The sequence below is a fragment of the Pseudomonas sp. MPB03 genome, assembly GCF_046605385.1.
GTDB lineage: Bacteria > Pseudomonadota > Gammaproteobacteria > Pseudomonadales > Pseudomonadaceae > Aquipseudomonas > Aquipseudomonas zanjanensis.
Map to the genome: position 1 here is coordinate 4,450,678 of NZ_CP176770.1, position 25,250 is coordinate 4,475,927.

General features: G+C 59.2%; 24 protein-coding genes. 12 read left to right on the forward strand and 12 right to left on the reverse strand.

Features of this window, described 5'->3' with window-relative positions; translation table 11 throughout:
* The first annotated feature begins 185 nt into the window (after positions 1 to 185).
* Both ACLH0I_RS19010 and ACLH0I_RS19015 read left to right on the forward strand, forming a co-directional pair.
* Positions 186 to 1,334 (forward strand): aldose epimerase family protein, encoded by a 1,149-nt coding sequence (locus tag ACLH0I_RS19010; RefSeq protein WP_186708518.1) that lies wholly within the window; start codon positions 186 to 188, stop codon positions 1,332 to 1,334.
* Between the two features lie 161 nt (positions 1,335 to 1,495).
* Positions 1,496 to 2,317: an aldo/keto reductase gene (locus ACLH0I_RS19015; RefSeq protein WP_411385092.1), complete on the forward strand. Its 822-nt coding sequence runs from the start codon at positions 1,496 to 1,498 to the stop codon at positions 2,315 to 2,317.
* A gap of 148 nt (positions 2,318 to 2,465) precedes the next feature.
* On the opposite strand, the gene ACLH0I_RS19020 is transcribed toward ACLH0I_RS19015, so the two are convergent.
* Positions 2,466 to 4,829, reverse strand: coding sequence for a DNA polymerase II (locus tag ACLH0I_RS19020; protein WP_411385093.1), 2,364 nt, complete (start codon positions 4,827 to 4,829; stop codon positions 2,466 to 2,468).
* Positions 4,830 to 5,204: 375 nt separating this feature from the next.
* On the opposite strand from ACLH0I_RS19020, the gene ACLH0I_RS19025 reads away from it, so the two are divergent.
* The 5 genes from ACLH0I_RS19025 (at position 5,205) to ACLH0I_RS19045 (ending at position 9,160) form a co-directional block, all read left to right on the forward strand.
* The gene (locus ACLH0I_RS19025; protein ID WP_030138503.1) at positions 5,205 to 5,645 is read left to right on the forward strand and encodes a CBS domain-containing protein; all 441 of its coding nucleotides are present in this window, start codon (positions 5,205 to 5,207) and stop codon (positions 5,643 to 5,645) included.
* Positions 5,646 to 5,714: 69 nt separating this feature from the next.
* Positions 5,715 to 6,311 (forward strand): paraquat-inducible protein A, encoded by a 597-nt coding sequence (locus tag ACLH0I_RS19030; RefSeq protein WP_186708496.1) that lies wholly within the window; start codon positions 5,715 to 5,717, stop codon positions 6,309 to 6,311.
* Entirely contained in the window at positions 6,308 to 6,967 is a 660-nt protein-coding gene (locus ACLH0I_RS19035; protein ID WP_411385094.1) for a paraquat-inducible protein A, read from the forward strand. The genes ACLH0I_RS19030 and ACLH0I_RS19035 overlap by 4 nt, the downstream gene beginning before the upstream one ends.
* Positions 6,948 to 8,606 carry an intermembrane transport protein PqiB gene (locus ACLH0I_RS19040; RefSeq protein WP_411385095.1) on the forward strand — a complete coding sequence of 553 codons (1,659 nt, stop codon included), beginning with the start codon at positions 6,948 to 6,950 and terminating at the stop codon, positions 8,604 to 8,606. Before ACLH0I_RS19035 ends, ACLH0I_RS19040 begins: the two co-directional genes overlap by 20 nt.
* A 17-nt stretch (positions 8,607 to 8,623) precedes the next feature.
* A complete protein-coding gene (locus ACLH0I_RS19045; protein ID WP_411385096.1) occupies positions 8,624 to 9,160 on the forward strand; it encodes a membrane integrity-associated transporter subunit PqiC in 537 nt (178 codons plus the stop codon).
* Between the two features lie 103 nt (positions 9,161 to 9,263).
* Here the strand turns inward: ACLH0I_RS19045 and ACLH0I_RS19050 are convergent, their stop codons facing one another.
* The gene (locus ACLH0I_RS19050) at positions 9,264 to 9,893 is read right to left on the reverse strand and encodes a glutathione S-transferase family protein (RefSeq protein ID WP_250964634.1); all 630 of its coding nucleotides are present in this window, start codon (positions 9,891 to 9,893) and stop codon (positions 9,264 to 9,266) included.
* A gap of 221 nt (positions 9,894 to 10,114) precedes the next feature.
* On the opposite strand from ACLH0I_RS19050, the gene ACLH0I_RS19055 reads away from it, so the two are divergent.
* Positions 10,115 to 10,588, forward strand: coding sequence for a phage infection protein (locus ACLH0I_RS19055; RefSeq protein WP_411385097.1), 474 nt, complete (start codon positions 10,115 to 10,117; stop codon positions 10,586 to 10,588).
* A 199-nt stretch (positions 10,589 to 10,787) separates the two neighbouring features.
* Here the strand turns inward: ACLH0I_RS19055 and ACLH0I_RS19060 are convergent, their stop codons facing one another.
* The 8 genes from ACLH0I_RS19060 to ACLH0I_RS19095 all read right to left on the reverse strand — a co-directional run bounded on the left by ACLH0I_RS19060 (position 10,788) and on the right by ACLH0I_RS19095 (position 19,138).
* Positions 10,788 to 11,882 (reverse strand): DUF1615 domain-containing protein, encoded by a 1,095-nt coding sequence (locus tag ACLH0I_RS19060; protein WP_411385098.1) that lies wholly within the window; start codon positions 11,880 to 11,882, stop codon positions 10,788 to 10,790.
* Positions 11,883 to 12,142: 260 nt separating this feature from the next.
* A complete protein-coding gene (gene hemB, locus ACLH0I_RS19065; protein WP_186710862.1) occupies positions 12,143 to 13,117 on the reverse strand; it encodes a porphobilinogen synthase in 975 nt (324 codons plus the stop codon).
* A gap of 116 nt (positions 13,118 to 13,233) precedes the next feature.
* The gene (locus ACLH0I_RS19070) at positions 13,234 to 14,091 is read right to left on the reverse strand and encodes a PhzF family phenazine biosynthesis protein (RefSeq protein ID WP_411385099.1); all 858 of its coding nucleotides are present in this window, start codon (positions 14,089 to 14,091) and stop codon (positions 13,234 to 13,236) included.
* Positions 14,088 to 14,786 (reverse strand): glutathione binding-like protein, encoded by a 699-nt coding sequence (locus ACLH0I_RS19075; RefSeq protein WP_411385100.1) that lies wholly within the window; start codon positions 14,784 to 14,786, stop codon positions 14,088 to 14,090. The genes ACLH0I_RS19070 and ACLH0I_RS19075 overlap by 4 nt, the downstream gene beginning before the upstream one ends.
* Before the next feature lie 129 nt (positions 14,787 to 14,915).
* Positions 14,916 to 16,082 (reverse strand): alkaline phosphatase family protein, encoded by a 1,167-nt coding sequence (locus ACLH0I_RS19080; RefSeq protein WP_250964629.1) that lies wholly within the window; start codon positions 16,080 to 16,082, stop codon positions 14,916 to 14,918.
* A 10-nt stretch (positions 16,083 to 16,092) separates the two neighbouring features.
* The gene (locus ACLH0I_RS19085; RefSeq protein WP_411385101.1) at positions 16,093 to 17,532 is read right to left on the reverse strand and encodes an FAD/NAD(P)-binding protein; all 1,440 of its coding nucleotides are present in this window, start codon (positions 17,530 to 17,532) and stop codon (positions 16,093 to 16,095) included.
* Positions 17,529 to 18,551, reverse strand: a complete 1,023-nt coding sequence (locus ACLH0I_RS19090) for an AMP-binding protein (protein WP_411385102.1) — start codon at positions 18,549 to 18,551, stop codon at positions 17,529 to 17,531. The genes ACLH0I_RS19085 and ACLH0I_RS19090 overlap by 4 nt, the downstream gene beginning before the upstream one ends.
* Positions 18,440 to 19,138 carry an AMP-binding protein gene (locus ACLH0I_RS19095; RefSeq protein ID WP_411385103.1) on the reverse strand — a complete coding sequence of 233 codons (699 nt, stop codon included), beginning with the start codon at positions 19,136 to 19,138 and terminating at the stop codon, positions 18,440 to 18,442. The genes ACLH0I_RS19090 and ACLH0I_RS19095 overlap by 112 nt, the downstream gene beginning before the upstream one ends.
* 901 nt (positions 19,139 to 20,039) lie before the next feature.
* Between ACLH0I_RS19095 and ACLH0I_RS19100 the strand changes: the two genes are divergently transcribed.
* The gene (locus tag ACLH0I_RS19100) at positions 20,040 to 20,714 is read left to right on the forward strand and encodes a histidine phosphatase family protein (protein WP_411387534.1); all 675 of its coding nucleotides are present in this window, start codon (positions 20,040 to 20,042) and stop codon (positions 20,712 to 20,714) included.
* Between the two features lie 182 nt (positions 20,715 to 20,896).
* On the opposite strand, the gene mnmH is transcribed toward ACLH0I_RS19100, so the two are convergent.
* Complete coding sequence (gene mnmH, locus ACLH0I_RS19105; RefSeq protein WP_411385104.1) at positions 20,897 to 22,000, reverse strand: tRNA 2-selenouridine(34) synthase MnmH; 1,104 nt, start codon at positions 21,998 to 22,000, stop codon at positions 20,897 to 20,899.
* Positions 22,000 to 23,034 (reverse strand): selenide, water dikinase SelD, encoded by a 1,035-nt coding sequence (gene selD, locus ACLH0I_RS19110; RefSeq protein WP_411385105.1) that lies wholly within the window; start codon positions 23,032 to 23,034, stop codon positions 22,000 to 22,002. Before selD ends, mnmH begins: the two co-directional genes overlap by 1 nt.
* Before the next feature lie 184 nt (positions 23,035 to 23,218).
* Here selD and ACLH0I_RS19115 point away from each other — a divergent pair, with 184 nt between their 5' ends.
* From ACLH0I_RS19115 to ACLH0I_RS19125, 3 genes are all read left to right on the forward strand, one after another.
* Positions 23,219 to 23,503, forward strand: coding sequence for a hypothetical protein (locus tag ACLH0I_RS19115; protein ID WP_250964624.1), 285 nt, complete (start codon positions 23,219 to 23,221; stop codon positions 23,501 to 23,503).
* A 228-nt stretch (positions 23,504 to 23,731) separates the two neighbouring features.
* Positions 23,732 to 24,517 carry a hypothetical protein gene (locus ACLH0I_RS19120; protein ID WP_250964623.1) on the forward strand — a complete coding sequence of 262 codons (786 nt, stop codon included), beginning with the start codon at positions 23,732 to 23,734 and terminating at the stop codon, positions 24,515 to 24,517.
* Positions 24,518 to 24,602: 85 nt separating this feature from the next.
* Complete coding sequence (locus ACLH0I_RS19125; protein WP_250964622.1) at positions 24,603 to 25,190, forward strand: hypothetical protein; 588 nt, start codon at positions 24,603 to 24,605, stop codon at positions 25,188 to 25,190.
* Positions 25,191 to 25,250: the final 60 nt, after the last annotated feature.

The window sequence follows — 25,250 nt, forward strand, 5'->3', positions numbered from 1 at the left end:
CAAGCCTCGCCTCGCTCAATTAGTCTTACTTTTTAATTGATAAATCCCGATTTATAGCTATAAATCCCTTTCCAGCCCTCAAATAGAAAGACTACTGAACAGAAAAACCTTCATCGCTGTCCGACCAAGTAACGGACTCGACCGCGTTAAAACAACAACAAAACAACAGGAAGGAAGGTCACACCATGCTTGAATCCAGACATCTGCTCACGGCCCTCGGAGTCTCTCTGATGATTGCCACCTCCTCCCAGGCCGCCGGCCTGACCAATGAACGCGTTGCCTTCGGCAAGACCGACGACGGCACCGCGGTTGAGAAATTCGTCCTGCGCAACAGCCACGGCATCGAGGCGACCGTCATCACCTATGGCGGGATCCTCCAGTCGCTGATCGTGCCGGACAAAAACGGCATGACCGCTGATGTCGTGCTCGGCTTCGACGATGTGCAGGGCTACCAGAAGAACGGCAGCGTGTATTTCGGCGCGACCATCGGCCGCTTTGGCAATCGCCTGGCCGGTGGGGCGTTCGAGCTGGATGGCAAGCGTTACCAGGTGCCGCAGAACGACAAGGACAATTCCTTGCACGGTGGGCCACAAGGGTTCGACAAACGTGTTTGGAAAGCCGAACCGAGCAATGACAAGGATTCGGTGGGCGTGACCCTGACGTACCTGTCGGCGGATGGCGAAATGGGCTTTCCCGGCAACCTGAAGACGGATGTCACCTACAGCCTCAACGACAAGAACGAGCTGCGCATCGACTACAAGGCCACCACCGACAAGCCGACCGTGTTGAACCTGACCAACCACAGCTATTTCAACCTGGCGGGTGCAGGCAACGGTGACATCCTCAAACAAGTCGCGACCCTGCACGCGGCCCGTTACACCCCGGTCACCGGCAAACTCATTCCCACCGGCGAGCTAGCCCCCGTGGCCGGCACACCGATGGATTTCACCAAGCCCACCGCCATCGGCACGCACATCAAGGCTGATCACCCACAACTCAAGTTCGCCGAACCGAAACAGGGCGGCTTCGATTTCAACTGGGTGCTGGATGCCAAGGGCGATGTGGACAAACTGGCCGCCGAGGTGCATGACCCACAGTCCGGACGACTCCTGCAGCTCTACACCAGCGAACCTGGCGTGCAGTTCTACACCAGCAACTTCCTCGACGGCACCGTCAAGGGCAAGCAAGGCAAGGTGTATCCGCATTGGGGCGCGTTCACCCTGGAAACCCAGCATTACCCCGACTCGCCAAACCAGCCGGACTTCCCTTCGACGCGGCTTGATCCGGGCCAGACCTACACCCAGACGATGGTATTGAAGTTCTCCACGAAATAGAAAAGCTGCGCAACACCCGTAGGAGCTGTCGAGCGAAGCGAGGCTGCGATCTTTCCCCAGACAATTGAGTCTGGAGCGAAACATCAAAAGATCGCAGGCTTCGCCAGCTCCTACTATCCTGCTGTCCATTGGATGATGGATCAGCACAACAGGAGAGAGCCATGAGGACGCTGGAATTGGCGGGTGTGTCCGTACCGGTCATTGGCCAGGGCACCTGGCGCATGGGTGAAGAACCGTCCCATCACAAAAAAGAAGTGGCCGCCCTGCGGTTAGGGATCGAACTGGGCATGACCCTGATCGACACTGCAGAGATGTATGCCGAAGGCGGCGCCGAGACCGTCGTCGGCGAAGCGATCACCGGCCTGCGCGAGCAGGTGTTCCTGGTGAGCAAGGTCTATCCCCACAACGCCAGCCGTAAAGGCATTCCCCTCGCCTGCGAACGCAGCTTGCGCCGGCTCGACACCGATTACATTGATCTTTACCTGCTGCACTGGCGCGGCCAGTACCCCTTGGAAGAAACCGTCGAAGCGTTCGAGCGTCTGCGCGAAGAAGGCAAGATCGGCCGTTGGGGGGTGTCGAACCTTGACGTCGATGACCTTGAGGAGCTGGCGTCTCCGGCCTGCGCCACCAATCAAGTGCTGTACAACCTGCAGGAACGCGGCATCGAATTCGACCTGCTGCCTTGGTGCCAGCAACGACGCATGCCGATCATGGCTTATTGCCCGGTCGGCCAGGGCGGGCACTTGCTCAAGGATCACACCCTGGGGCAAATTGCCGAGCGCCATCGCGCAACGTCGGCCCAGATAGCACTGGCCTGGTTGCTGCGCCAGGACAACGTGATTGCCATTCCCAAGGCTGTGAAGCCTGAGCATGTGCGCCTGAATGCCGAAGCGGCCAACCTCAGGCTCGATCCCCAGGACCTGGCCGCCCTCGACCTGATCTTTCCCCAGCCCCAGGGCAAGCAGCGGTTGGCGATGGTCTGACCCTCGCGATCAGAAGCTTTTTGTGGCGAGGGAGCTTGCTCCCGCTGGGTCGCGTAGCGGCCCCATTATCCTTGCGATCGCTGCGCAATCGAGCGGGAGCAAGCTCCCTCGCCACAAAAGCAGTCCAGCGCCTCGCAAACGACAGCCGTTAGAACAACCCCATCTGCCCCCCCACCAACGTCGAAAAGTCATCGTCCACAAACGGCAGGATCGCGTCCGCCACCGGCTGCAGCTGTTTGGTCACGTAGTGGTCGTAATCGATTGGTGCGCTGCGGGTTTCCAGCGGTTCGGGACCGGCGACAGTGATGACATAGCTGATCCAGCCGCCATTCTGGTATTGCCGCGGACGGCCCTGGCGCTGGTTGAACTCATCGGCCAACCGCGCGGCCCGTACATGGGGCGGGACGTTGCGTTCATAGTCGTCCAGCGGTCGACGCAGGCGCTTGCGGTAGACCAGCCGCTCATCGAAGGCACCGGACAGGGTCTGCTGCACATAATCGCGCACATAGTCCTGGTAGGGTTTGCGGTGGAAGATCCGCCCGTACAACTCCTGCTGGAACTGCCGGGCCAGCGGCGACCAATCGGTCCGCACGGTTTCCAAACCCTTGTAGACGATTTCATCGCTGCCGTCGGCGCGGGTCACCAGCCCGGCGTAGCGTTTCTTGCTGCCCTCCTCGGCACCTCGGATGGTCGGCATCAGGAAGCGCTTGAAATGCGTTTCGAACTGCAGCTCCAGCGCGCTTTCCAGCCCGAACTCGGCACGCACCTGTTCACGCCACCATTGGTTGACGTGCGCCACCAGCTCGCGACCAATCTTGGCCGCCTCCTCCTGGCCGTGGGCGCGGCGCAGCCAGACGAAAGTGGAATCGGTATCGCCGTAGATCACCGAATGCCCCTGGGCTTCGATCAACTGGCGGGTGTGCTGCATGATCTGGTGGCCACGCAGGGTGATGGACGAAGCCAGGCGTGTGTCGAAGAAGCGACAGCCACTGGAACCGAGCACGCCATAGAATGCGTTCATGATGATTTTCAACGCCTGGGACAGCGGTGCATTGTGTTCACGCTTGGCGGTTTCCCGGCCTTCGGCGACCCGCGCGACGATGGCCGGCAGGCAGTGTCGAGTACGGGAGAAGCGCGCCCCGCGAAAGCCGGGTACCGACTCGTCGTCATCCGGGTGGCGCAGCCCTTCGATCAAGCCCACCGGGTCGATCAGGAAAGTGCGGATGATCGACGGATACAGGCTTTTGTAGTCCAGCACCAGCACCGACTCGTAGAGCCCCGGTTGAGAGTCCATGACAAACCCGCCCGGGCTGGCCTCGGGCGGGCGCTGGCCAAGATTGGGGGCAACGAAGCCCTGGCGGTGCATCAGCGGCATGTACAGGTGCGTGAAGGCTGCCACCGAACCACCGCTGCGGTCCGCTGGCAGGCCGGTGACGCTGGCCCGCTCCAAGAGGAACTTGAGCAGTTCGGTCTTGGCGAAGATCCGCGTTACCAGCTCGCAGTCCTTGAGGTTGTAGCGGGCCAGGGCCGGCTTGTCCTCGGCGAACATGCGATTGATCTCGTCCATGCGCTGGTACGGGTTGTCGATGGACTTGCCCTCCCCCAGTAGCGTCTGGGCGACGTTTTCAAGGCTGAACGACGGAAAACTCCAGGTGGCCGAGCGCAGGGACTCGATGCCGTCGATGATCAGCCGACCGGCCGCCGAGGCGAAGAAGTGGTTGTTGCGCGCACCGTGCTCACGCCATTGCATTTCTTCGCCACCACGCCCCAGGCGCAACGGTACCGCCAGCCGCCGGGCATGTTCATGCAACACCCGCAGGTCGAACTGCACCAGGTTCCAGCCAATGATCGCGTCGGGGTCGAAACGGGCGAACCAGTCGTTGAGTTTCTTCAGCAGCAGCGTTCGCGATTCGCAATATTCCAGCTGGAAATCCACGCCGGTCTCGTCGCCGTTAGGTGGCCCGAGCATGTAGACCTGGCGCTCGCCGCAGCCTTCCAGGGCAATGGAATACAACTCGCCCTGGGCGGTGGTTTCGATGTCCAGGGACACCAGGCGCAACGGTGGACGGTAATCGGGCGCCGGTTTCATCTGGGCATCTGCCAGCAGGCCATCCGCGGCCGGGGTACCGCCGAACCAGACCGGGGCGGTGATGAAACGCTCCATCAGGTAGCGCTCCGGCGGCCGGATGTCCGCTTCGAACACCTCCACACCGGCGCGGCGCAAGGTGGTGTCCAGGCGCATCAGCTGGGCATGTTGCTGGCAATACAGGCCCAGCACCGGGCGATGCTCGAAATCCAGCAGGTCAAGGGGGCGCAGTTCTATGTCCTTCTCCCCTTGCAGCAAGGCTTCGAGCTGGCCGCGCTGGACCTGCGGCACAAAGGCCACCGACGTTTGCACGGGCAGGCGCACGCGCCGGGGACCGGCGTCGGTCGCCAGCCAGAACTCGACTTCGGTGCCGGCCGGGGTGTCGCGCCAATGCCGGGTCAGGACGAAGCCCTGCTGTAGATCCACCGCTGCAACCTCGAATTTTGCGTAGGCGATGATTCTACCTGTGGCGGGGGAACTTCACCTGCCCAACTGACACACCACCCACCTGCTTAACTGACACCCACCTGCTTTTTGTGGCGAGGGAGCTTGCTCCCGCTGGGGTGCGCAGCAGCCCCAAAACCGACCACCTCGGTATATCGGGCGAATGCCAACAACCAGGGGCTGCTGCGCAGCCCAGCGGGAGCAAGCTCCCTCGCCACAGGGTGCATGGCGTCACTTCGGTGGTGAATTCACCGGCAATGACGTTTTTGGACGATTGGCCGCCGCTTTACCGCTTGCTCTGCGCCGTTGGGTCTACGATGCTTTAACCACCTGCAAAAACAACACCCGAGGCTCCCCATGAAAACCGTCGCGCAGTTGCTCCGGATAAAAGACGAGAAGAACCAGCAAGTGCACACCATCTCACCGGACGACATGGTATTGCAGGCCCTGATGCGCATGGCCGAGAAGAACGTCGGTGCCTTGCTGGTGGTGAAGAACGATGAGGTGCTGGGGATCATCAGCGAGCGCGACTATGCGCGCAAAATGGTCCTGCACGGGCGCTCGTCGGTGGGCACGAAGGTCAGTGACATCATGGTCTCCCCGGTGATCACCATCGACCCGCACCAGAATGTCGAGACCTGCCTGAGCATCATGACCGAGAAGCACTTGCGCCATTTGCCGGTGGTAGAAGACGGCAAACTCGTCGGGCTGCTGTCCATCGGTGACCTGGTCAAGGAAGCCATCGCCGAACAGGCCGACCTGATCCGACAACTGGAGCAATACATTCGCGGCGAATGATCTTGTCCAACGGGTTGCTCATTCTCAACGCACTTCTATATTGAAGGGGTTGTTCCTGCGAGCATCCCGATGGCCGCCACCGACCGACTGATCATTTGTGAACATTGCGATGCGGTGTACGAGCCGGTTGTGCTCGCTCCGCACCAGAAAGCCGCGTGCGTGCGCTGTCACGCGGTGATCCAGCGCTACAACGGCCTGACCATCGAACAGCGCCTGGCCTTGAGCGTGACGGCCGCGGTGTTGTGGGCTTTCGCCAACATTTATCCGGTGATGAGCATCCGCCTCCAGGGCCTGAGCAACAGCGCGACGTTGTGGGACTCCATCGTGGCGCTGAGCCAGGGCCCCATCACTTTCATCGCCCTGGTGACAGCGGTGGCAATCATCATTGCACCGGCCTTCCAACTGGCGCTGCTGCTCTGGGTCCTGGGCCATGCCTACCTCCAGCGGCGGGCACCGGGGTTCGCCCTGTGCATGCGCAGCCTGGAAACCCTGCGGCCCTGGAGCATGCTGGAGGTGTGCCTGCTGGGCGCACTGGTGGCGGTGATCAAGCTCGCCGGCCTGCTGGATGTACTCCCAGGCATCGGCCTGTTCGCCCTCGCGGCCTTGAGCCTGTTGATGATCCGCATTGCCGGACGTGATGTCCGCGACCTGTGGGACAGCCTATGAGCGGCCAGCCGCTGGACACCCCGCCCGAGGCCCGCGACCTGAACCTGTGCCTGTGCCACAGTTGCGGCCTGGCCTGCGACATGACCGACGAACCCGATACCTGCCCCCGTTGCGACGCCGCCCTGCACCGACGCAAACCCAATGCCATCACCCGCACCTGGGCCTACATGCTCGCCGCGCTGGTGTTCTACATCCCAGCCAACCTGCTTCCGGTCATGAACACCCAGATGCTCGGCGAAGGCGCCGACAGCACGATCATCAGCGGCGTCATCGAGTTCTGGCAAGGCGGCGCCTGGGATATCGCCCTGATCATTTTCATCGCCAGCATCGCGGTGCCCGGCATCAAGTTCGTCGTGCTGACCCTGCTGCTGGTGACCGCACAGCGGCGCAGCACCTGGGCCCAGGTCCAACGGGCGAAGCTGTACCGACTGGTGGAAGTCATCGGCTACTGGTCGATGCTCGACGTGCTGGTGGTGGCCCTGGTGGCGGCCCTGGTCAAGTTCCAGGCACTGAGCGATATCGAACCGCGACCGGGTATCCTGTTTTTCGGCCTCGTGGTGTTGTTCACCATGCTGTCGGCCATGAGTTTCGACCCCCGGCTGATCTGGGACACCCAACCTTCCGAGGAGACCATGGATGAAGTCGCAAGTCACTGACGGGCAACAACCCGCACCCGGTCGGGCTCACGTCAGCACCCGTCGCTGGACGGTGTCGCTGGTGTGGATCGTGCCGATCATCGCGGTGCTGGTGGGCATTTCCCTGGTGGTCAACAACTGGCTGCAGGAAGGCCCGACCATCACCATCACCTTCAAGACCGGCCAGGGCCTGACCGCCAACAAGACCCAGGTGAAATACCGCAACGTGGTCATCGGCCAGGTCACCGACGTGCAATTGAGTGAAGACCAGAAGAACGTCACCGCCACGGTCAAGCTCGCCAAGACCGCCGACACCTTCACCCACGAAGACTCGGTGTTCTGGGTCGTGCGGCCACGTATCGGGGCCGGTGGGATCTCGGGAATCGACACGCTGCTGTCCGGCGATTTCATCGGTGCCGACGCTGGCCAGTCGAAAGTGCGCGCCAAATCCTTCACCGGCCTGGAAGCCCCGCCGCCGATCACCTATGGCGAACCGGGCAAACGCTTCACCCTGCACTCCCAGGACCTCGGTTCGCTGGACATTGGCTCACCGGTGTACCTGCGCAAGATCCCTGTGGGCCAGGTCGTGTCCTATGCGCTGGACGCCGAGGGCAAAGGCGTCAACATCGACGTGTTCGTCAACGCGCCCAACGACCGGTACGTCACCGAAAACACCCGGTTCTGGAACGTCAGCGGCGTGGACGTGAACGTCGGCGCCAACGGGTTCGCCGTCAAGACCGAGTCGCTCTCGGCCTTGCTGCTAGGCGGCATCGCGTTCAGGGCACCGGAATACAGTCCAAACGACACCATTGCCAGCGAAGACAAGACCTTCGAATTGTTTGCCGACCAGCAGAGCGCCCTCGCTCCACCCGACGGCAAGGGACAATACCTGGCCCTGCGTTTTGACCAGGCACTGCGCGGGTTGCGAGTCGGGGCACCGGTGGAGTTCCTAGGCGTTGAAGTCGGCCGGGTGGTGGCCATCAACCTGGATTTCGATGAGAAACAACGCAGCTTTCCGGTCAACGTCGGCGTGGTGATCTACCCTCAGCGCCTGGGCAAGGCTCATGAAAAACTGCTCAAGTCGCTCAACCACGATCCGGAAGACGAAGCCGCCGGTGCCCGCCTGATCGGCAGCTTTGTCGAGCGCGGCCTGCGGGCCCAAGCCCGCAGCGGCAACCTGCTGACCGGGCAGTTGTACATCTCGCTGGACTTTTACCCCAAGGCGGAAAAAGTGGCCTTCGACCCCAGCGCCCGCCCCGTGCGGATTCCAACCCTCCCGGGCAGCCTGCAGCAATTGCAGGAACAACTGCAGACGATGGTCGAGCGGATCAACAAGCTGCCATTGGAGAGCATCGCCGGCAACCTGGATGGCAACCTGGTGGAGTTGCGCAAAGGCCTGGCCCAGTTCAACAGCAAGACCCTGCCCGGCGTGCAAAGCACCTTGCAGGACGTCAGCAAGACCCTGCAATCGGCCAACTCGACCCTGGCCGAAGACTCGCCGCAGCGTGAACAACTGACCCAGACCTTGGACGACCTGGGCCGCATGTCGCGCTCGTTGCGCGAGCTGTCGGACTACCTGAGTCGCCATCCCGAATCGCTGCTTCGCGGTCGTCCCAAGGACGCACCGGCACAGAACCTGACCTTGCCGGTGAAAGAATGATCACAGGAGCCCGCCCCATGCCACTGACGCTGAAACTCTCCCTGGTTGCCGTGGCCCTGCTGCTCGGTGCCTGTCGCAGCGATCCGATCCATTACCACACCCTGAGCCCGGTCCAGCCGGAAGGCCAGTCACGCTCTGGCATGGACATCCAGATCGAACAGGTGAGCGTTCCTCCCCAGGTGGATCGCACCCAGATGGTCATTCGCCAAGGCAGCAGCGGGTTGGCGATCCTCGAAACCGAATGGTGGGGCGCCAGCCTGGCGGATGAGCTGCACAGCAGCCTGGACGAACAACTGAGCAACCCTGGCGCGCCGAAATCATCGCTGCGGGTGGATGTGCAGCGCTTTGACTCGATCCCGGGCCGCTACGTCCGCATGGACGTGCAATGGCGGCTGCGAAGCCTGGGCGGCGATACCCGCCCCCTCGTTTGTCGCAGCAGCCTGCAGACACCGTCGGGCGCCAGTATCGACGACCTGGTGACAGCCCATCAGCGGAACGTCCGGCAATTTGTCGACCTTGTCGAGCAGGCGGCTGCGCGCAAGGTCTGTCCTTGACCTGTAGGAGCTGTCGAGCGAAGCGAGGCTGCGATCTTTTGATCTTTCGCTTGAGATTCAAGCGTCAGGGGAAAGATCGCAGCCTCGCTTCGCTCGGCAGCTCCTACAACGGCCAATGCAGCGACAGTATCGGCGCCACGCGTGGATGGCGGTCGATGCGCTCCAACAATCCGTGGAATTGCGGGCGGGCGTTGAGCATCGCCTCTCGCGTATTTCTCCACTTGGTGATCACAGCCGCCAGGATATCCAACGCCCCCGGCTCGGCACCGCCGAGAAACGGCTGGGCCGGGAATTGGTCGGCAAACAGCGCCCAGTTGCGGTAGAGCCGTTGCTGGGTACCTGATACCAAGCGCTGCCGAGTCTCTTCGTCTGCATCGTCCAGCCAGCGCTCCGGAAAATCGATGATGCCGATGGGGGTGTAGCAGTTGGCCGCGATGTAAACCAGGCCTCGTATGGCTTGCGCACGTTGGGCTGCGTCGTCAGGGAGCAGCTTCGAGGCGGGAAAGGTCAGCCCGAGGTGAATCAGAATCGCCGATGCCTCGGTCAGCACCGAGCCATCCGGCAGTTGCAGCGTCGGAACCTGCTTCAGGGGGTTGAGGGCCTCGAGCTCTTTCGCTGCTTCACTTTCTTCCGTCGAATAGGCATCGACCCGCCGATAAGCCACATCACAAAGGTCCAGGGCCACCTCCACTGCCGACGAGCCGGATTGCCTGTGACCGAATAACTGATACATGAGCTTGCCTCCTGCCTGTGGGTTACCCGGTAGAGCCTACAAACCTGGCAGTGTTCCACCCGAAGGACGACGCGCACGCCAGGGAACACCCTCACTGGATCAACCGACATCGAGCTATCACTGCCGTCGATGTTCACCATCATGCCAATGAAGTTCTCTTGATGATCGCCCGGGACAACAATGGCCCCACACAAACCACTGCACCCCCGGAGCACACCATCATGAAACGCCAAGTCATCCTCAGCCTCGCTTTCTCCGTACTGGCCGCCAACGTATTCGCCGCCTCCTCGCAACCCGTCGTCGCCGAAGGCGGTTCTGATCGCCTGATCGAAAACCGCGTCGCTGAAGGTGGCGCTGATCGCCTGCTGGATCGCCGCGTTGCCGAAGGTGGCTCCGACCGCCTGATCGAAAACCGCGTAGCTGAAGGTGGCGCTGATCGTCTGCTGGATCGCCGCGTCGCTGAAGGTGGCTCTGATCGCCTGATCGAAAACCGCGTTGCCGAAGGTGGTTCCGACCGCCTGATCGAAAACCGCGTAGCTGAAGGTGGTTCCGACCGCCTGATCGAAAACCGCGTAGCTGAAGGTGGTTCCGACCGCCTGATCGAAAACCGCGTAGCTGAAGGTGGTTCTGATCGCCTGCTGGAACGCCGCGTTGCCGAGGGTGGCTCTGATCGCCTGATCGAAAACCACGCATGAGTTGCTTGACCGTAATGCCTGAAAACAACGCAAGTCATAGGCAACACACCCCGTGGCGAGGGAGCTTGCTCCCGCTCGGGCGCGCAGCGGCCGCAACGATCGACAAGCCGCTGCGTAGCCCGCCCGACACACCAATCAAGACGACTCCCCCCTAAAAGCCCGGCCTCATCCACCGGGCTTTTTTTTGCCCCGACATCTGCTAACGCCCCGCCGCCCGCGCCATGCAGCGCTGATAACGCTCATCCACCCGCTTGGCAAACCACGCCGTGGTCAGCTTGCGCGTTATCTTCGGGCTCTTGAGCACGATCCCCGGCAATATCGCCCGCGGCAACGGCTTGCCCTCGGCGCGCTCAGCCAGTTCGAACACCCGCTTGTAGAGCTTGCTGTCCTCGAACGCCAGGCTGTCGCCCTGCTCCAACTGATCACGAATGGTCGGGTTGCGCATCCCCAACGACTTGCCCAGCGTGCGAACCGCCAGCTCCGTGCTGCCCGGCATGATCGAGTCATGGGCAACCAGATCGCCATCCAGCGCCAGGGGAATGCCCGACGCCACACTCACCGCATGCTGGAAAGCCGCATTGCGACTGGCGTACCACCCAGCATTGAAATCGGCGAAACGATACAACGGCTCGGTATAGCTCACCGCATAACCCAGCAGATGCGCGATACCGAAGTACATCCCGCCACGGCGACTGAACACTTCGCGACGAATCGAACCATCCACCGTATAGGGGTAATCCCGCGCATTGGCTTGGGCAAACGCGATGCTGACCTGCATCGGGCCACCGGTGTGCACCGGATTGAAACCGCCGAACAGCGTCTTGCCCAGCGGCACCATGCCGATGAAATCATCGAAAATCCCGCTCAGCTCTTTCTCGCTACGCGCCGCATTGAGTCGATCGCTGTAGCTTTTGCCGTTGGGCGAACGCACCTGGAGCGCGCCGCTGACCAACAGCTCCGGAATGTGCACCTTCGCCGCACGGCGGTTGATCTCTTGACGAGCGATCTTGCCCAGCCCTGGCACTGGCGGGTCGGCCTGGAACGTCGACTCCTGTTCGGTCACCGCCAGGACCGCACAGATATTCTGCGTCGTGGACGGAATCTGCTGGGCCGCAAAGGCCACGTAGATGTCAGTCGCCCAACCTTGGCGATCCGTCGTCTTGGCCGGCAACAATTGCACGATCTGCTTCTTGACCTCAGCAGGCTGGCGCTCGGGCTCCTGGGCCTGACGACTGCCACAACCGGCCAGGGCCAGCAACGCCGCGAGGCTGATCATCAATCGGTTGAATTGCATGGGGCTCCATCGGGTTTGTTATTCCGGAGCAACCATACGATCAAAAGTGAATGCGAGCTACAGCCCACTGTGGGAGCGAGCCTGCTCGCGAAGGCGGCGGCACTGGCAACATTGATACAAGCTGACCCACCGCTATCGCGAGCAAGCTCGCTCCCACAGGGGAATGGCGGTGGACCTGGATTTCCCATCCAGCCCAAAACCACTGTGGGAGCGAGCTTGCTCGCGAAGGCGGCGGCATTGGCAACATTGATGCAGGCGGATCAGATCCCGCTCAGCGCCAGGTCCATGGCGAAGTAAGTGAAGATCAGATCCGCCCCTGCCCGCTTGATTGCGCCAAGGCTCTCGCGGACCACGCGGGCTTCGTCGATGGCGCCGGCCTGGGCGGCGAATTTGATCATCGCGTATTCGCCACTGACCTGATACGCCGACAGCGGCAGGTTCGACGCCTGGCGAATGTCGCGGATGATATCGAGGTAGGCACCGGCCGGCTTGACCATCAGCGCATCGGCACCTTCCTGCTCGTCGAGCAGGGATTCGCGCAAGGCTTCGCGGCGGTTCATCGGGTTCATCTGATAGCTCTTGCGGTCGCCTTTGAGCGCGCTACCGCCGGCCTCGCGGAACGGGCCATAGAGCGCCGAAGCGAATTTGGTGGAATAGGCCATGATTGCCGTCTGGCTGAAACCGGCGTCATCCAGGGCCTTGCGAATCGCCTGCACCTGCCCGTCCATGGCTGCCGACGGCGCGATCACATCGGCACCGGCGCGGGCCGCCGCCACGGCTTGCTTACCCAGGTTGACCAAGGTCCGGTCGTTGTCCACTTCATCGCCGTGGAGGACACCGCAATGACCATGATCGGTGTATTCACAGAAGCAGGTGTCGGACATCACGATCATTTCCGGCACCGCGTCCTTGCAGATCCCGGCCATGCGCGACACCAGGCCGCGCTCGCTCCAAGTGTCGCTGCCGTCGTTGTCCAAGTGATGGGACACACCAAAAGTCATTACCGACCTGATGCCGGCACGGGCATAGCGCTCGATCTCACTGGCCAGCTTCGACTCAGGGATGCGCACCACGCCGGGCATGCTCTTGATCGGCACAAAATCATCGATTTCTTCTTCGACGAAAATCGGCAGCACCAGGTCGTTCAAGGTGAACTCGGTTTCCTGGAACAGGCTGCGCAAGCTTGCATTGCGACGCAGGCGGCGTGGACGTGCTTCGGGGAACTGGCTGGACATGGGACTCCTGGGCAAAAAAGGGTGCTCGATCACAAAGCGCAAAGCTTATGCCCTGGCCAGCCAGGGCACAAACGCCTGCTGGAAAACAGAGTGTTACCAGCCGAGCAATAATCGCCTCACAAGGTCAACGAGCCATTGATGCACGTCACGACTGCGCCGCCAATCCAGACCTCCTCCCCCACCTGCTCGACATGAATGCGCCCGGCCCGGCCCATCGTCAGTCCCTGACTGACCACGTAGGACGCCGGCGCCAGGCCTTTGTCCAGCATCCATTGCGCGAGCCCGGCGTTCAGGCTTCCGGTGGCCGGATCCTCGGGCATGCCATCACCGGCGATGAAGCCGCGCACTTCAAAGTGGGCCTCAGCGCCGTCCACGGCCCGATCCCAGGGGGCAATCACGCCCACGGCCAGATCCAACAACCGTTGATAATCAGGCTCAAGCGTCAGCACCTGCTGGCGATCCTTGAGCATCACCGCCAGCCAGCCGGCACCGTTGTCGACCCATTGCGCCTCGACAATCGCCTCCGCGGCAAGCCCCAGCCCCTTGCGCACCCGCTCCAGCAGCTCGGCGTCCAGCGGACCGGACTTGAGCAAGGGCGGCGCGAGGAACGCCAACCCATGATCGCTGCGGCGAATCCTGACCAGGCCGACGCCGCACTCCTGCACGATCTCCTGCCCTTTTGGCACGCCGCCGGCTTCCAGCCAGGCGTGACAACTGCCCAAGGTCGGATGCCCGGCAAACGGCAACTCGGTCGAGGTGGTGAAGATACGCACCCGGTAATCGGCTTCCGGGTGCCGCGGCGCCAACAGGAACGTGGTTTCGCTGAGGTTGGTCCAATTGGCAAAAGCCGCCATGTGCCCGTCACCGAGCCCATCGGCCCCCAGCACCACCGCCAGTGGATTGCCTTTGAGCGGCACGTCGCTGAACACATCCAGTTGCTTGTAATCGAAACGGCGGGACGTCGGGCCACTCATTCCGGAATTTTCAACCCGCGCGCCACAGCCGGTCGCGCCAGGAAGCGCTCCAATACCCGCGTCACATTGGGGAAGTTCTGGATACCTACCAGATCACCGGCCTCATAAAAACCGATCAAGTTGCGCACCCAGGGAAACGTGGCGATATCGGCGATGGTGTAGCGCTCGCCCATGATCCAGTCCCGGCCTTGCAGACGGCCATCGAGGACCTTGAGCAGGCGCTTGCTCTCCTCGACATACCGATCCCGCGGCCGCTTGTCCTCGTAGTCCTTGCCGGCGAACTTGTTGAAGAACCCCAACTGCCCGAACATCGGCCCGACCCCACCCATCTGGAACATCAGCCACTGGATCGTCTCGTAGCGCGCCGCCGATTCCTGGGCCAGCAACTGCCCGCTCTTGTCCGCCAGATAAATCAGGATCGCCCCCGACTCGAACAGCGCCAACGGCTGGTCTCCCGGCCCATGGGGATCGAGAATCGCCGGGATCTTGTTGTTGGGATTCAGGGAAAGGAACTCAGGCGACAACTGGTCGTTGCTGGCGAAGTCCACTTTGTGAGGCTCGTACGGCAGGCCGATCTCCTCCAGCATGATCGAGACCTTCAGGCCGTTGGGGGTAGGCAGCGAGTAGAGCTGGAGCCACTCCGGGTATTGGGCGGGCCATTTTTCGGTGATGGGGAACGGGGTCAAGTCGGGCATGGGGTCGGCTCCAGGTGTTTATCTAAAGAACTGGAGCTTAAATCAGAAGGCTCAGCTTTTGGATCCGGAATTTTTCGTTGGATGAATTGGTAGGCCCGTGGCTCTGAGCCGAGCCACGGGCCTATGGAGTTATCCTTTGGAGTAAATCAGAAGCGGAGAAAGCTGATCCTCCTCAGTCAAGGCCCCGTGATGCCCTTTCCATGACGTTTGTTTTTTCTCCGTAAGGCTCTGTACGATGCCACCGCGTCCTGTCGGATATACAATCAGATCTCCCAAGCGCTGTTCGAAGGAGGCTCTCACAGGCCCTCCGAACAAACCCTCATCAACCGCTTGGCTGCGAGAAAGCACCATGAAATCGTCGCCGAGCTTGTTCTTCCAGCGCTCTAATACGGCCGACGTTTTTCCAGCCTCCGCGTAAATGTGCCGGGCACGAATATCACCCGCAATCCACGACACGTCCTCTTGAAGACCGGGGTCGGTATCGAAGTCGAAAATGGCTTCAGAAGAAAGAGTTGTCATGCCGTGGTCGGCAGCGACAAGTAGCTTTGTTCCTCGAACAAGCGCGCTGGCCGTTGAGGAGATCAGAGTATCCACCTGTCGCAGGCTGTCGAGCCAAGCTTCTGAGTTCGTACCATAGACATGACCCACGTAATCCAACTCACCCAAATAAACGTAAATCAACCGTCGCGATGATTTTTTTAACGCCCCTCTAATTTTAAAACCACAATGCCAATAGTCCATATAGGGAGTGATTGTGGCCCCTTTATAAATGGCTTTACTGTAATAGGAGTTAGCAATTTTTAACGGGAGTATGCATTCTATTTTCAGCCCCAGCTCACTGGCACTTTCCCAAGCTGTCTTTTCGACTGTAAAAATTGGAAGGTCAACGGAATGAGCACCGTTTGTCTGACTACGACAAATGCTGCCCGTTTGCCATGACAACGGGGAAAATGCGGTCTGATTATCCAACGCAAAGCGACTCCCAACTATGCCATGCTGACCGCTTCCTTGACCGAGAGCAAAAGAAGCCAAACTGGCCGCGGTAGTGGCAGGGAATCCGACTCCAAAAGACTGACCTGTGCGAAGCAGTGTTTTCAGGAATGGTGCATGGGACTGATACTCGTCGAGCAATAGCTGACCCAAACCGTCAACGATAAAAATGACCAGTCCATTTGTAGGTTGGAGACCGAATCCAGAATCAAATGAGGAAACACCCAGACTCGCCAAAATGGCATGTGACAGTTGAGACAATCCGGACTTTTGAGCGTGACACGCGTTTTGAGTCGATATCTTCATGTCAGCGGTCTCAAGAAAGAATAGCGGAACTGGCAGCGACGCTGTGCATGACGTTGCGTACTACATCGGTGGTTGCCAGAAACTCTCCCTTCGTCAAATCACCCACGACAAAGAGCCCTGGAACCTCATTATTACGATTGGAAAGTGCTTGATAAGTTAGTGGATTGATGGAGAGACCACCCAATGGGTTGATCGTGATCGAGCCATTGGCTAACATACTCCTCAACAAGGGCACCTCTTTTAAGTCCTTATCTCCATAACCAACACCACGCCCATCGATCAAGTACTGAACATTCAAGCATTCGTTTCGACCATGATAGATATCAAAACCCTGCTCAGTTGTTTCGATTCCCTGTAAGTCAGCGTGATTCTCTAACTGCGCACTCTGCATCAATTGCAGTATACGTACAGCACTAGAGGCAGGAAACGCCGCTAAATACGTCATCCAAGGTCCATAGTATTTTTCCATGAACGCAGCTTTCTCTGGATCACTTAGCTTCGCCCACAACTTATCTATGATCGAATAAGAGGCCAACAAAACGCTTTGCCACAGATGATTACCCTGCGAGCAACTGCTTATTTCTCGCTCAAGCTCCTCCATCCGTGTCGCTCCGGGTTTTGCTAGGGTATCCCAGTCAATGAGACCATTTGTGACCCTATCGAGTTCTTTTTTATGGTGCGCAAGAATGGACTCAAGTGTTTGGTCTTTTTCATTCAGCAGAGCTGTGATAAACGTGCTTGGATCATAGCCAGAGTGCTCAGCAATAACCTTGGGTAGTTTGCCGGTTCTGGATACCATGGTTATTTTTCCAGTATGACCTTTTTCTTGTAGTGCCAGCGCTGCATCAATCGCCGTTAACCGAGAACCAATAATCCCCACCGTGGCGTGGGTCGGTATATCCATAGTTTGGTAGGGAGAGCAGAATAGCTTTTGGGGGGCATTGGGTAGCAACGGAAACCTAGGCGCATGCCCGATACAAATAATAACCTTGTCAAAAATTTCTTTGGTGCCGTTGCTAAACTCCACGGAAAACTTTCCAACAGACTGAATAGGTGTTACACAGGAAACCGACGTATTAATAAGTTCCGCAAAAGAGGCGCCGTTCAGCGCGCTTTGTAACTGGTGACCTACATACAATCCAAATAAACGCCGCGATGGAAACTCTGACCATGCCTGTTCTTTATCCGAGAACGCTTCTTGCCATAACGATTGATTTTTTGCGCGCCACTCGACAAACTCTAAAGAATTATCAGGATTAATGCTCATGACTGAAGCAGGCAGATTGATCAGATGACTGCTATAGCCGGTACCAAAAGCCAGACCCGAGCCCGGTTTTCGCCCATCGGCTATAACGTACTCAAGTACAGAATATTGTGTTTCGAGGTGAGAGCATAGCTGAATAAACAGACTAACTCCGGTAGGCCCCGCACCCACTTGAAGAATTCTCATTTGGCCGCTCCTGCTTGCAACGTGATAGCTATCCTATTCGCTTCAACTCGATCTATCTTGCCACTCATGGTCACCGGCAAATCCTTAGCAAAGTAAATATCATTACTGCTGACAGGATAATCCTCAAGACTGGAAACATGCTGGGCGATTGCTTCGCGCTTTAGTTTGGCACTCGTCGGCTTTAGTTTTACCAGCAAAAGTATTTTTTTATTTAAATCGTGTGGTGTTGTGGTAGCAACGCACTCCAAAATATCTTCATGGGCGCGCAAGTGCGCCTCTAACTCTGTGAGGTCTATGAGTTTTCCGTGTACTTTAATCCGAGCATCGGCGCGGCCATGAAGATTGAAATTTTGCCCATCATATGAAGCCAGGTCGCCCGTCCGGTACCATCGAGCATGGCGACCAAGCGGTAGACGACGCAGATATCGACCTGATGTTCTGACGTCATTGTGCAAATACCCCTGACCAACACCACCTCCGCCAATATAGAGTTCTCCCACCTCATGGAGATCAGTATGCGTACCGTCATCTTTTAGAATCGTAATTAAAGTACACGGAAAGGGCACACCAATAGGAAGAGGAGCATCATTTTGGAGCTTACTCAGCGCTTCATGGGTAGCCTCAAAATAGGTGCTATCTATAGTTGTTTCGGTCGTCCCATATGAAAACACCAAGCGACAGTCATCAGAAATTATTTTACGAACATCCTTAAACTCCCTAACACGCATAACATCAGACCCAGCAATCAGCAGTTTGAAACTACTCAGTTTTACGTCATTTCTCAATGCATAACCGCAGAGCTCCCTAAGAATTATTGGAGTAAACTCGGCGCACTCTATTTGGTGGGCAACAATAAAGTCAGCTAGACTTTCAACAACATGTTTCTCGGTTGAAGAAGGCACGTAGATTATGGCTCCGGAACAAAGCCCACGAAGCCAGTCACCAGCAAACACGTCAAAGGAGAGGCTGGCGATTGAAGATGCCTTTTGAGTTTTTTTAATTGATAGACCGCGTCCCACCCCTTGAATATCTCAATCAGATTGGCATGCCCAATAGCTACTCCCTTGGGGTCTCCAGTTGATCCAGAGGTGAACATAATGTAGGCCAAGGGATGGTAGCGTTGCGTGAGGGCAGCACAGGATGCAGGTGTAGGCAGTTCCTTATAGTGGACAAACTCAGGATCATTGATTTTCCAAATATAAGGAAGGCCTTGTTCGGATAGAACGAACTCGACATTGGCTACGGCCAAGGTACGTTGTATTTTTGCAGAAGGCATAAAGGGGTCTATTGGGCAGTAAATGCATCCCGCGTGGAGACACCCCAACATAGAGGCAAGCGCATCACCAATATTATTTTGTATAATCGCAATGACACTACCGATCGCTACACCTCTGCCTTGAATATAAGCCGACACCTTATATATTTTATTTCTGAGCTCTTGATATGTGACAACATCATCACCTACCACAATAGCTGTCGCACCAGGTGAGGAGTAGCAGTGATCCAGTACAAGATCAAGTATCGAATCATGAGGAACTGCCTGAGACATAAATAAACCCTTATATTTATAATTTGGCGCATCAAGCTTTAAGCGTGACGCCGTCAACCAAAGAACACCATGATCTAGAAATTGGAAACAAGGCGCACCAATGCCAGGCTTGATTTTACTAAAGGCATATCTGAATCATATATTTCGTGAAAAACATAAGATTCCGAAGGCCGCAGCAAATTATCCACCACTGAGAGTGGTGTTCCGTAGACACACATCGATGTAAATAATCAGGGAGAGAGTTTGTTAAGACAACAAACATACGCGAGACGAAACCCAGGCGTTATCCTAATCATTTTCCGCCTTCCTTGGCTGTCATCTGAACTCAATGTTTAGCGACTGTTGATCCCCCTGTCAACCCTCAACTGTTTGTTTAGGCGAACTAACCATACGCAGTGGGCGTTTCAAAGTTATTCGCAAAAGCCACAAAATGTAACAGCACCTTCGCAAACTACTTAGGAGTCGCCACACTCCATGCAAAAGATATATCGAAAGTAAGCATCATCAAAAAAATACAGCACCAATATTTTGCAGGCCTAGGTAAGACACCTGTCAGATAAGTACGACACCTAATTAAACAAAAGAGCAGTCAGTAGCTGAGATGCAGAACCTTGCAGTGCCGGACGAACATGAGACTTCTGTCGAGGCTGAGGAGATGAGTCAGGGAAAGAAGCGGTGAACGCAGACGATTCGCTAAATTCAAATTTCCATGGCCCCGTCACAGAATTCACACCACCCCTTCTTAAATCCGCAACATCCTGTCGCTAACATTCGCCCTACCTCCTCGCAGGAGGCCTTACAGTGCAGCCAAAATCGAACCAAAGCGCTCAAAGGGACTCTGAGCAATGCCCCCGAGAATTCGACGAGGCGTAACGACAGGGAAAACACCCGAAGCCAGGCGCCTCGCGGTGCCAGGGTTTGTCAGCCTGACTCACGCGTGCCGAAGACTATTTATTCGATGATGAACCCACTGAATTTCGCCAGACGTTTCAAACACCGTTCGTGGCTGATGCTGCCGACGCTGCTTGTGGTCTGTGGCCTGGTGTTGTCGCTGGAGTCCAGCGTCAGTCGTGCCCAGCCAGCCGACGGTGTACAGACCCTGGTGTTCCTGCGCCACGCGGAGAAACCCGCCGGCGGCCTGGGCCAGCTCAACTGCCAGGGCCTCAACCGCGCCATCGACCTGGCCACCCTGTTGCCGGAAAAATTCGGCAAGGCCGATTACGTGTTCGCGGCCAACCCTACCCGCAATGTCGAGGAGGGCGAGCTGGACAACTCCTACAGCTACATTCGCCCGCTGATGACCATCAGCCCCAGCGCCATCAAGCTCGGGTTGCCGGTGAACATCAATTATTCGGCCAACGACACCAGCGACCTGGCTGATGAACTGCTGGACGACAAGTACCACAACGCCACCATCTACACCGCCTGGTCCCATGGTTACCTGCCGGAGCTGATCAACGAAGTCGCCGGGGAGGCCTTGGGCAAGAAGCAGACCATTACCGATGACTGGGCCTCGGGAGACTTCGATTCGCTGTATGTGCTGACCCTGACCTGGCACAACGGCAAGGCCAGCCTCACCAGCCAGAGCTATAAGCAGGGGTTGGATAATGGCCAGGAGACCTGCCCGACCTGATCAGCGAGCCTCTCCCACAGGGGAATTGGGCAAGGCATCAATATCTGGCAGCACCACAGAACAGTGTGGGAGCGAGCTTGCTCGCGATAGCGGTGTATCAGCCAACATCACCGCCACTGATCCACCGCTATCGTCGGATCGCCGCCCGGAGCAAGCTCGCTCCCACAGGGGATTTTCGGTGGTCACCCGCCCCTCAGCGCCCGCTCGCGCAAGTACGCCAGCACCGCCGCCTGCTCCCCCGAGAACTCGATCCGCAGCCCTTTCTTTTCCCGCTGGAACACGTACATCGGGTCGTAATACTCACGCAAAAGACCTTCGATCCACCCGCGATGCAAATCGACGGCGCCGCTGTTGGCCTGCTCGGCCAAGGCGGCTTCCAGGATGTCCTTCAGGCGTCGGTGGCGGTCGCCGCCCAGGCGTTTGTGGATGTTGTCCAGGCTTGCCAGCAGTCGCTCGGCAAACAGCGAGAAGCCTTCGTCGCCGTGCACCGCGACAAATTCCGCGCAAAGGTCGATGACGTAATCCTGCAGGATCCGTTCGACCCGACGCTCCACGCTGTCCTCCAGCCAGACCATCGGAACCTGTTGCATGCGCTGATACAAGGACAGCGGCAAGGCGCAACTGCCGACCGCACGGCTCTCATCTTCCAGCACAAATTGCCCGATACCGGCGGCGCGCTTTTTCAGCACGTCCACGGCCAGGCGATTCTCGAAATCGATGTTGGACGGCTGGCCCGTGGCGCGTTTGCCAAAGCTCGAACCGCGATGGTTGGCATACCCTTCCAGGTCCAGGCTGTTGCCCAGTTGGCCCAGCACTTGGGTCTTGCCGGTACCGGTCATGCCGCCCAACAGCACCAGGTCGCACTGGGCGACTGCCTGCTCGATGGTGTCCAGCAAGAACGTGCGCATCGCCTTGTAGCCACCGCCAACCCGAGGGTAATCGATGCCCGCTTCGTCCTTGAGCCACTGTTTGACGATCTGCGAACGCAAGCCGCCGCGAAAGCAATACAGCAAGCCTTCGGGATGGGCCTTGGCGAACGCGGCCCAAGCCTGGATGCGCTGGGCCTTGGTCTCGCCGGACACCAGTTGATGGCCCAGGACGATGGCGGCCTGCTGCCCCTGCTGCTTGTAACAGGTACCGACGCGTTGCCGCTCGTTGTCGGTCATCAACGGCAAATTGACCACGCCGGGAAAGGCACCCTTGATGAATTCCACCGGGGCGCGCGTGTCCATCATCGGTAAATCGTTGAGGAAGATGTCGCGGTAATCGGTGATGTCATGGCTCATCAAGACACCTCGACCGCGTGACTCTGTCGCTCGACCAACTCGCCGATGGGTTCCAGCGCCAGACCGAGTTCAGCGGCCACCCGCAGGAACTCGCCCTCGCCTTCGGGGGTGACGGCAACCAACAAACCACCGCTGGTCTGCGGGTCGCACAGCACGCGCTTGTGCAGTTCCTGGACCCGACCGACCTTGCTGGCGTAGCTGTCGTAGTTGCGCAGCGTTCCGCCCGGCACGCAGCCCAGGTCGAGGTAGTACTCGACGCCTGGCAAACGCGGCACCGCGTCGTAGCGGATGCGCGCGGTCAGTTGGCTGCCGTCGGCCATTTCCACTAAGTGCCCGAGCAGGCCGAAACCGGTGACATCGGTCATCGCGGTCACGCCGTCGAGCTTGCCGAAGCGGCTGCCAGGCTTGTTGAGGGTGCACATCCAGTCACGGGCCAGGCCAACATCGGCGGCGCGCAGCTTGCCCTTCTTTTCCGCCGTGGTGAGGATACCGATGCCCAGGGGCTTGGTCAGGTACAAGCGGCAACCAGCGGTGGCTGTGTCGTTGCGCTTCATGTGGCGCTTTTGCACCAGGCCTGTCACCGCCAGGCCGAACATCGGCTCAGGCGCATCGATCGAGTGCCCGCCCGCCAGGGGGATACCGGCCTCGTCGCACACGGAACGACCGCCGCGAATCACTTCCCGGGCGATTTCCGGGGCCAACACGTTGACTGGCCAGCCGAGAATCGCGATGGCCATCAGCGGGTCACCGCCCATGGCATAGATGTCGCTGATGGCATTGGTGGCAGCGATGCGGCCGAAATCGAAGGGATCATCGACAATCGGCATGAAAAAATCGGTGGTCGAAACCACTCCACGCTCCTCGTCGATGGCGTACACCGCCGCGTCGTCGCGAGAAGCATTGCCGACCCACAGCTTCGGATCGAGGTTCTGCGCACCACTGCCGGCGAGGATCACTTCCAGCACTTGGGGCGAAATCTTGCAGCCGCAACCGGCGCCGTGGCTGTACTGGGTCAGGCGAATCGGCTCGCTCATGGGCATCCCTCTATTCAGTCAATTGGCCGATTCTAGCAGCAACGCCACCGACTCAGTGCCGCGCCGAGCATTCACCCATACAACAGGTTGGGGCGATTCCCCCCTCAGCCCATCAGATGGAATTTTCCATTTCTGAAGGGATCACTTGAACATCACCCCCGCTTATCCACCCAGGAGACTGCCGATGCGCCTCGCACCCGCTGCTGCCGACAGCACTCATATCGATTACGGCCTCGACACGCTATTTGGTCGCGAAACCAAAAGCGTCCACTGCCAGTTCGATGTCAAACGCCTCGACGACGGCGAACCGCCCTGGTTCGCGCTGCACCTGCGCCCGCCATTGCCGACGGATCTGGAAAAGGCCCAGATCGTGGTATTCAGCGCCGAAGGCAAACGCATCAGCGGCATTGTCCGGCGAGCCGAACGCCTGGCTGATGACAGCCTGCTACTGGACGTGGAACCCGACTGAGGTTTCCCAGGCACCGCGGCCTGATAAGCGTCATGGCCGTCCCGCCGCTATCGCGAGCAAGCTCGCTCCCACAGGGGCAATGGCGAGATCCACACCGCCTCACTGTGGGAGCGAGCTTGCTCGCGATGACGTTAGCCCAGACGCCCCAATCCTGTGGGAGTGCGCTGTATAGGGCATTGAGCCAGACGGTGCTAACGTGGCGCTTCTACCACAGACAAGGAGGACCGCGTGCTGCTGCTCAAATTGCTGGTGATTCCCATGTTCCTGCTGCTGATTTCCCGGGCTGGCAGGCGCTGGGGGCCGAGCGTGGCCGGCTGGCTGTCGGGGTTGCCAGTGGTAGTGGGGCCGATTCTGTTGTTCCTGGCCGTGGAACAGGGCGAGCTGTTTGCCGCGCAGTCGGCGACCGCGGCATTGGCGGCCATGTTTGCGATGATTGCCTTCTGCGTGGTGTACGCCCAAGTCGCCCAGCGCCGTAACTGGCCGTGGGCGCTGGGCACCGCGTTGGGCGTCTGGGCCGTGGTGGCGTTGATCCTGTCCTGGCTACCGGCTTCACTGCCGTTGTCGAGCCTGATCGCCTTGGTCGCGCTGTTGGCGGCGCCGTATCTGTTTCCGACGGTCCGACCGGCGATGAACGGGCCGGCGGTAAAATCCGACAAGTTGCTGCTGCGCATGATCGCCGGCGCACTGTTGACCCTGGCGGTGACGCTGCTGGCCAGCACCGTGGGCGAACGCTGGAGCGGGCTGCTCGCGGTGTTCCCGGTGCTGGGCAGCGTCATGGCGGTGTTCTCCCAACACACCCGCGGGCCGGCCTTCACCGTCACGCTGCTGCGAGCGACGGCCACCGGCATGTATTGCTTCGCCGCCTTCTGCCTGACCCTGGCCCTCGCCCTGCCTGTGATGGGCATGCCGGCTTTTGCCTTGGGCGTCGCGGTGTCGGTGGCCATGTTGCTGGTGACCCGACGCCTGCTGGCGCGGGCACCCTCCGGCGTTACCACACTCCTTTCGCCGAAATGACGCCTCTTCGGCGCTGGCGCTGGAGTCCGGTGCGACGCCCATGGGATGATCGGCCTTCAAGCGCGACCATCCGTGGAGAGTTTCAATGTCATTGCTGAGTAAACAAGCCGCCGCCCTGTTGCTGGGGGCCATCGCCAGCCTGGTCGTGGCATCCGCCCAGGCGGCCCCGGCCAAACCTGCCAGTGATGCGCCGGCGCAGAAGGTATCGATGCTCGGCGGCAAGTTCATCTTCACCTTGCCCAAGGGCTTCACGGCAATGCCATTGCCCGCCGGCGAGGCTGCCCAGGGCACCGCCGGGGCGACGGGGACGATGTACAGCAATGCCACCAGCAGGACCGTGGTGATCGCAGCGGAAAACGTCATCATCAACGGCGCGAATGTGAAGGATGACGATGGTGCGTTCCTCGACACCACCATGGCCGACTTCGCCGTTCAGCGCCTCAAGTCCCTGCCGGACGCCAAGATCCTCAGCGAAAAAAGCCTGAAGCAAAAAGGCACCGGCCTGGGCCTGCGACAGCTCGACACCCAGGCGACCCAGGGCGGTGGGCCGACCCTCGACAGCACCTTGCTGGCTGCCTCCGGCACTCGCATGGCGGCGGTGCAAATCATCTCCCGGGCCAGCGACAAGGCAGGTCATGAAGCGTTGGTGAAACAGATCGCCAGCGGTCAATAAGCGCCCCGGAACCTGTGGGAGCCGGGCTTGCTCGCGATGGCGGCGGCCCACATGGCATCG

What these genes read in the sequence shown, in the direction of transcription:
- ACLH0I_RS19035 (WP_411385094.1), top strand. Translation starts at nt 6,308, where the DNA reads ATGAGCGGCCAGCCGCTGGACACCCCGCCCGAGGCCCGCGACCTGAAC.
- hemB (WP_186710862.1), bottom strand. Translation starts at nt 13,117, where the DNA reads ATGTCCAGCCAGTTCCCCGAAGCACGTCCACGCCGCCTGCGTCGCAAT.
- ACLH0I_RS19025 (WP_030138503.1), top strand. Translation starts at nt 5,205, where the DNA reads ATGAAAACCGTCGCGCAGTTGCTCCGGATAAAAGACGAGAAGAACCAG.
- ACLH0I_RS19015 (WP_411385092.1), top strand. Translation starts at nt 1,496, where the DNA reads ATGAGGACGCTGGAATTGGCGGGTGTGTCCGTACCGGTCATTGGCCAG.
- ACLH0I_RS19055 (WP_411385097.1), top strand. Translation starts at nt 10,115, where the DNA reads ATGAAACGCCAAGTCATCCTCAGCCTCGCTTTCTCCGTACTGGCCGCC.
- ACLH0I_RS19080 (WP_250964629.1), bottom strand. Translation starts at nt 16,082, where the DNA reads ATGAAGATATCGACTCAAAACGCGTGTCACGCTCAAAAGTCCGGATTG.
- ACLH0I_RS19010 (WP_186708518.1), top strand. Translation starts at nt 186, where the DNA reads ATGCTTGAATCCAGACATCTGCTCACGGCCCTCGGAGTCTCTCTGATG.
- ACLH0I_RS19125 (WP_250964622.1), top strand. Translation starts at nt 24,603, where the DNA reads ATGTCATTGCTGAGTAAACAAGCCGCCGCCCTGTTGCTGGGGGCCATC.
- ACLH0I_RS19060 (WP_411385098.1), bottom strand. Translation starts at nt 11,882, where the DNA reads ATGCAATTCAACCGATTGATGATCAGCCTCGCGGCGTTGCTGGCCCTG.
- ACLH0I_RS19045 (WP_411385096.1), top strand. Translation starts at nt 8,624, where the DNA reads ATGCCACTGACGCTGAAACTCTCCCTGGTTGCCGTGGCCCTGCTGCTC.
- ACLH0I_RS19050 (WP_250964634.1), bottom strand. Translation starts at nt 9,893, where the DNA reads ATGTATCAGTTATTCGGTCACAGGCAATCCGGCTCGTCGGCAGTGGAG.
- ACLH0I_RS19030 (WP_186708496.1), top strand. Translation starts at nt 5,715, where the DNA reads ATGGCCGCCACCGACCGACTGATCATTTGTGAACATTGCGATGCGGTG.
- ACLH0I_RS19040 (WP_411385095.1), top strand. Translation starts at nt 6,948, where the DNA reads ATGAAGTCGCAAGTCACTGACGGGCAACAACCCGCACCCGGTCGGGCT.
- ACLH0I_RS19070 (WP_411385099.1), bottom strand. Translation starts at nt 14,091, where the DNA reads ATGAGTGGCCCGACGTCCCGCCGTTTCGATTACAAGCAACTGGATGTG.
- ACLH0I_RS19115 (WP_250964624.1), top strand. Translation starts at nt 23,219, where the DNA reads ATGCGCCTCGCACCCGCTGCTGCCGACAGCACTCATATCGATTACGGC.
- ACLH0I_RS19075 (WP_411385100.1), bottom strand. Translation starts at nt 14,786, where the DNA reads ATGCCCGACTTGACCCCGTTCCCCATCACCGAAAAATGGCCCGCCCAA.
- selD (WP_411385105.1), bottom strand. Translation starts at nt 23,034, where the DNA reads ATGAGCGAGCCGATTCGCCTGACCCAGTACAGCCACGGCGCCGGTTGC.
- ACLH0I_RS19100 (WP_411387534.1), top strand. Translation starts at nt 20,040, where the DNA reads ATGATGAACCCACTGAATTTCGCCAGACGTTTCAAACACCGTTCGTGG.
- ACLH0I_RS19085 (WP_411385101.1), bottom strand. Translation starts at nt 17,532, where the DNA reads ATGAGAATTCTTCAAGTGGGTGCGGGGCCTACCGGAGTTAGTCTGTTT.
- mnmH (WP_411385104.1), bottom strand. Translation starts at nt 22,000, where the DNA reads ATGAGCCATGACATCACCGATTACCGCGACATCTTCCTCAACGATTTA.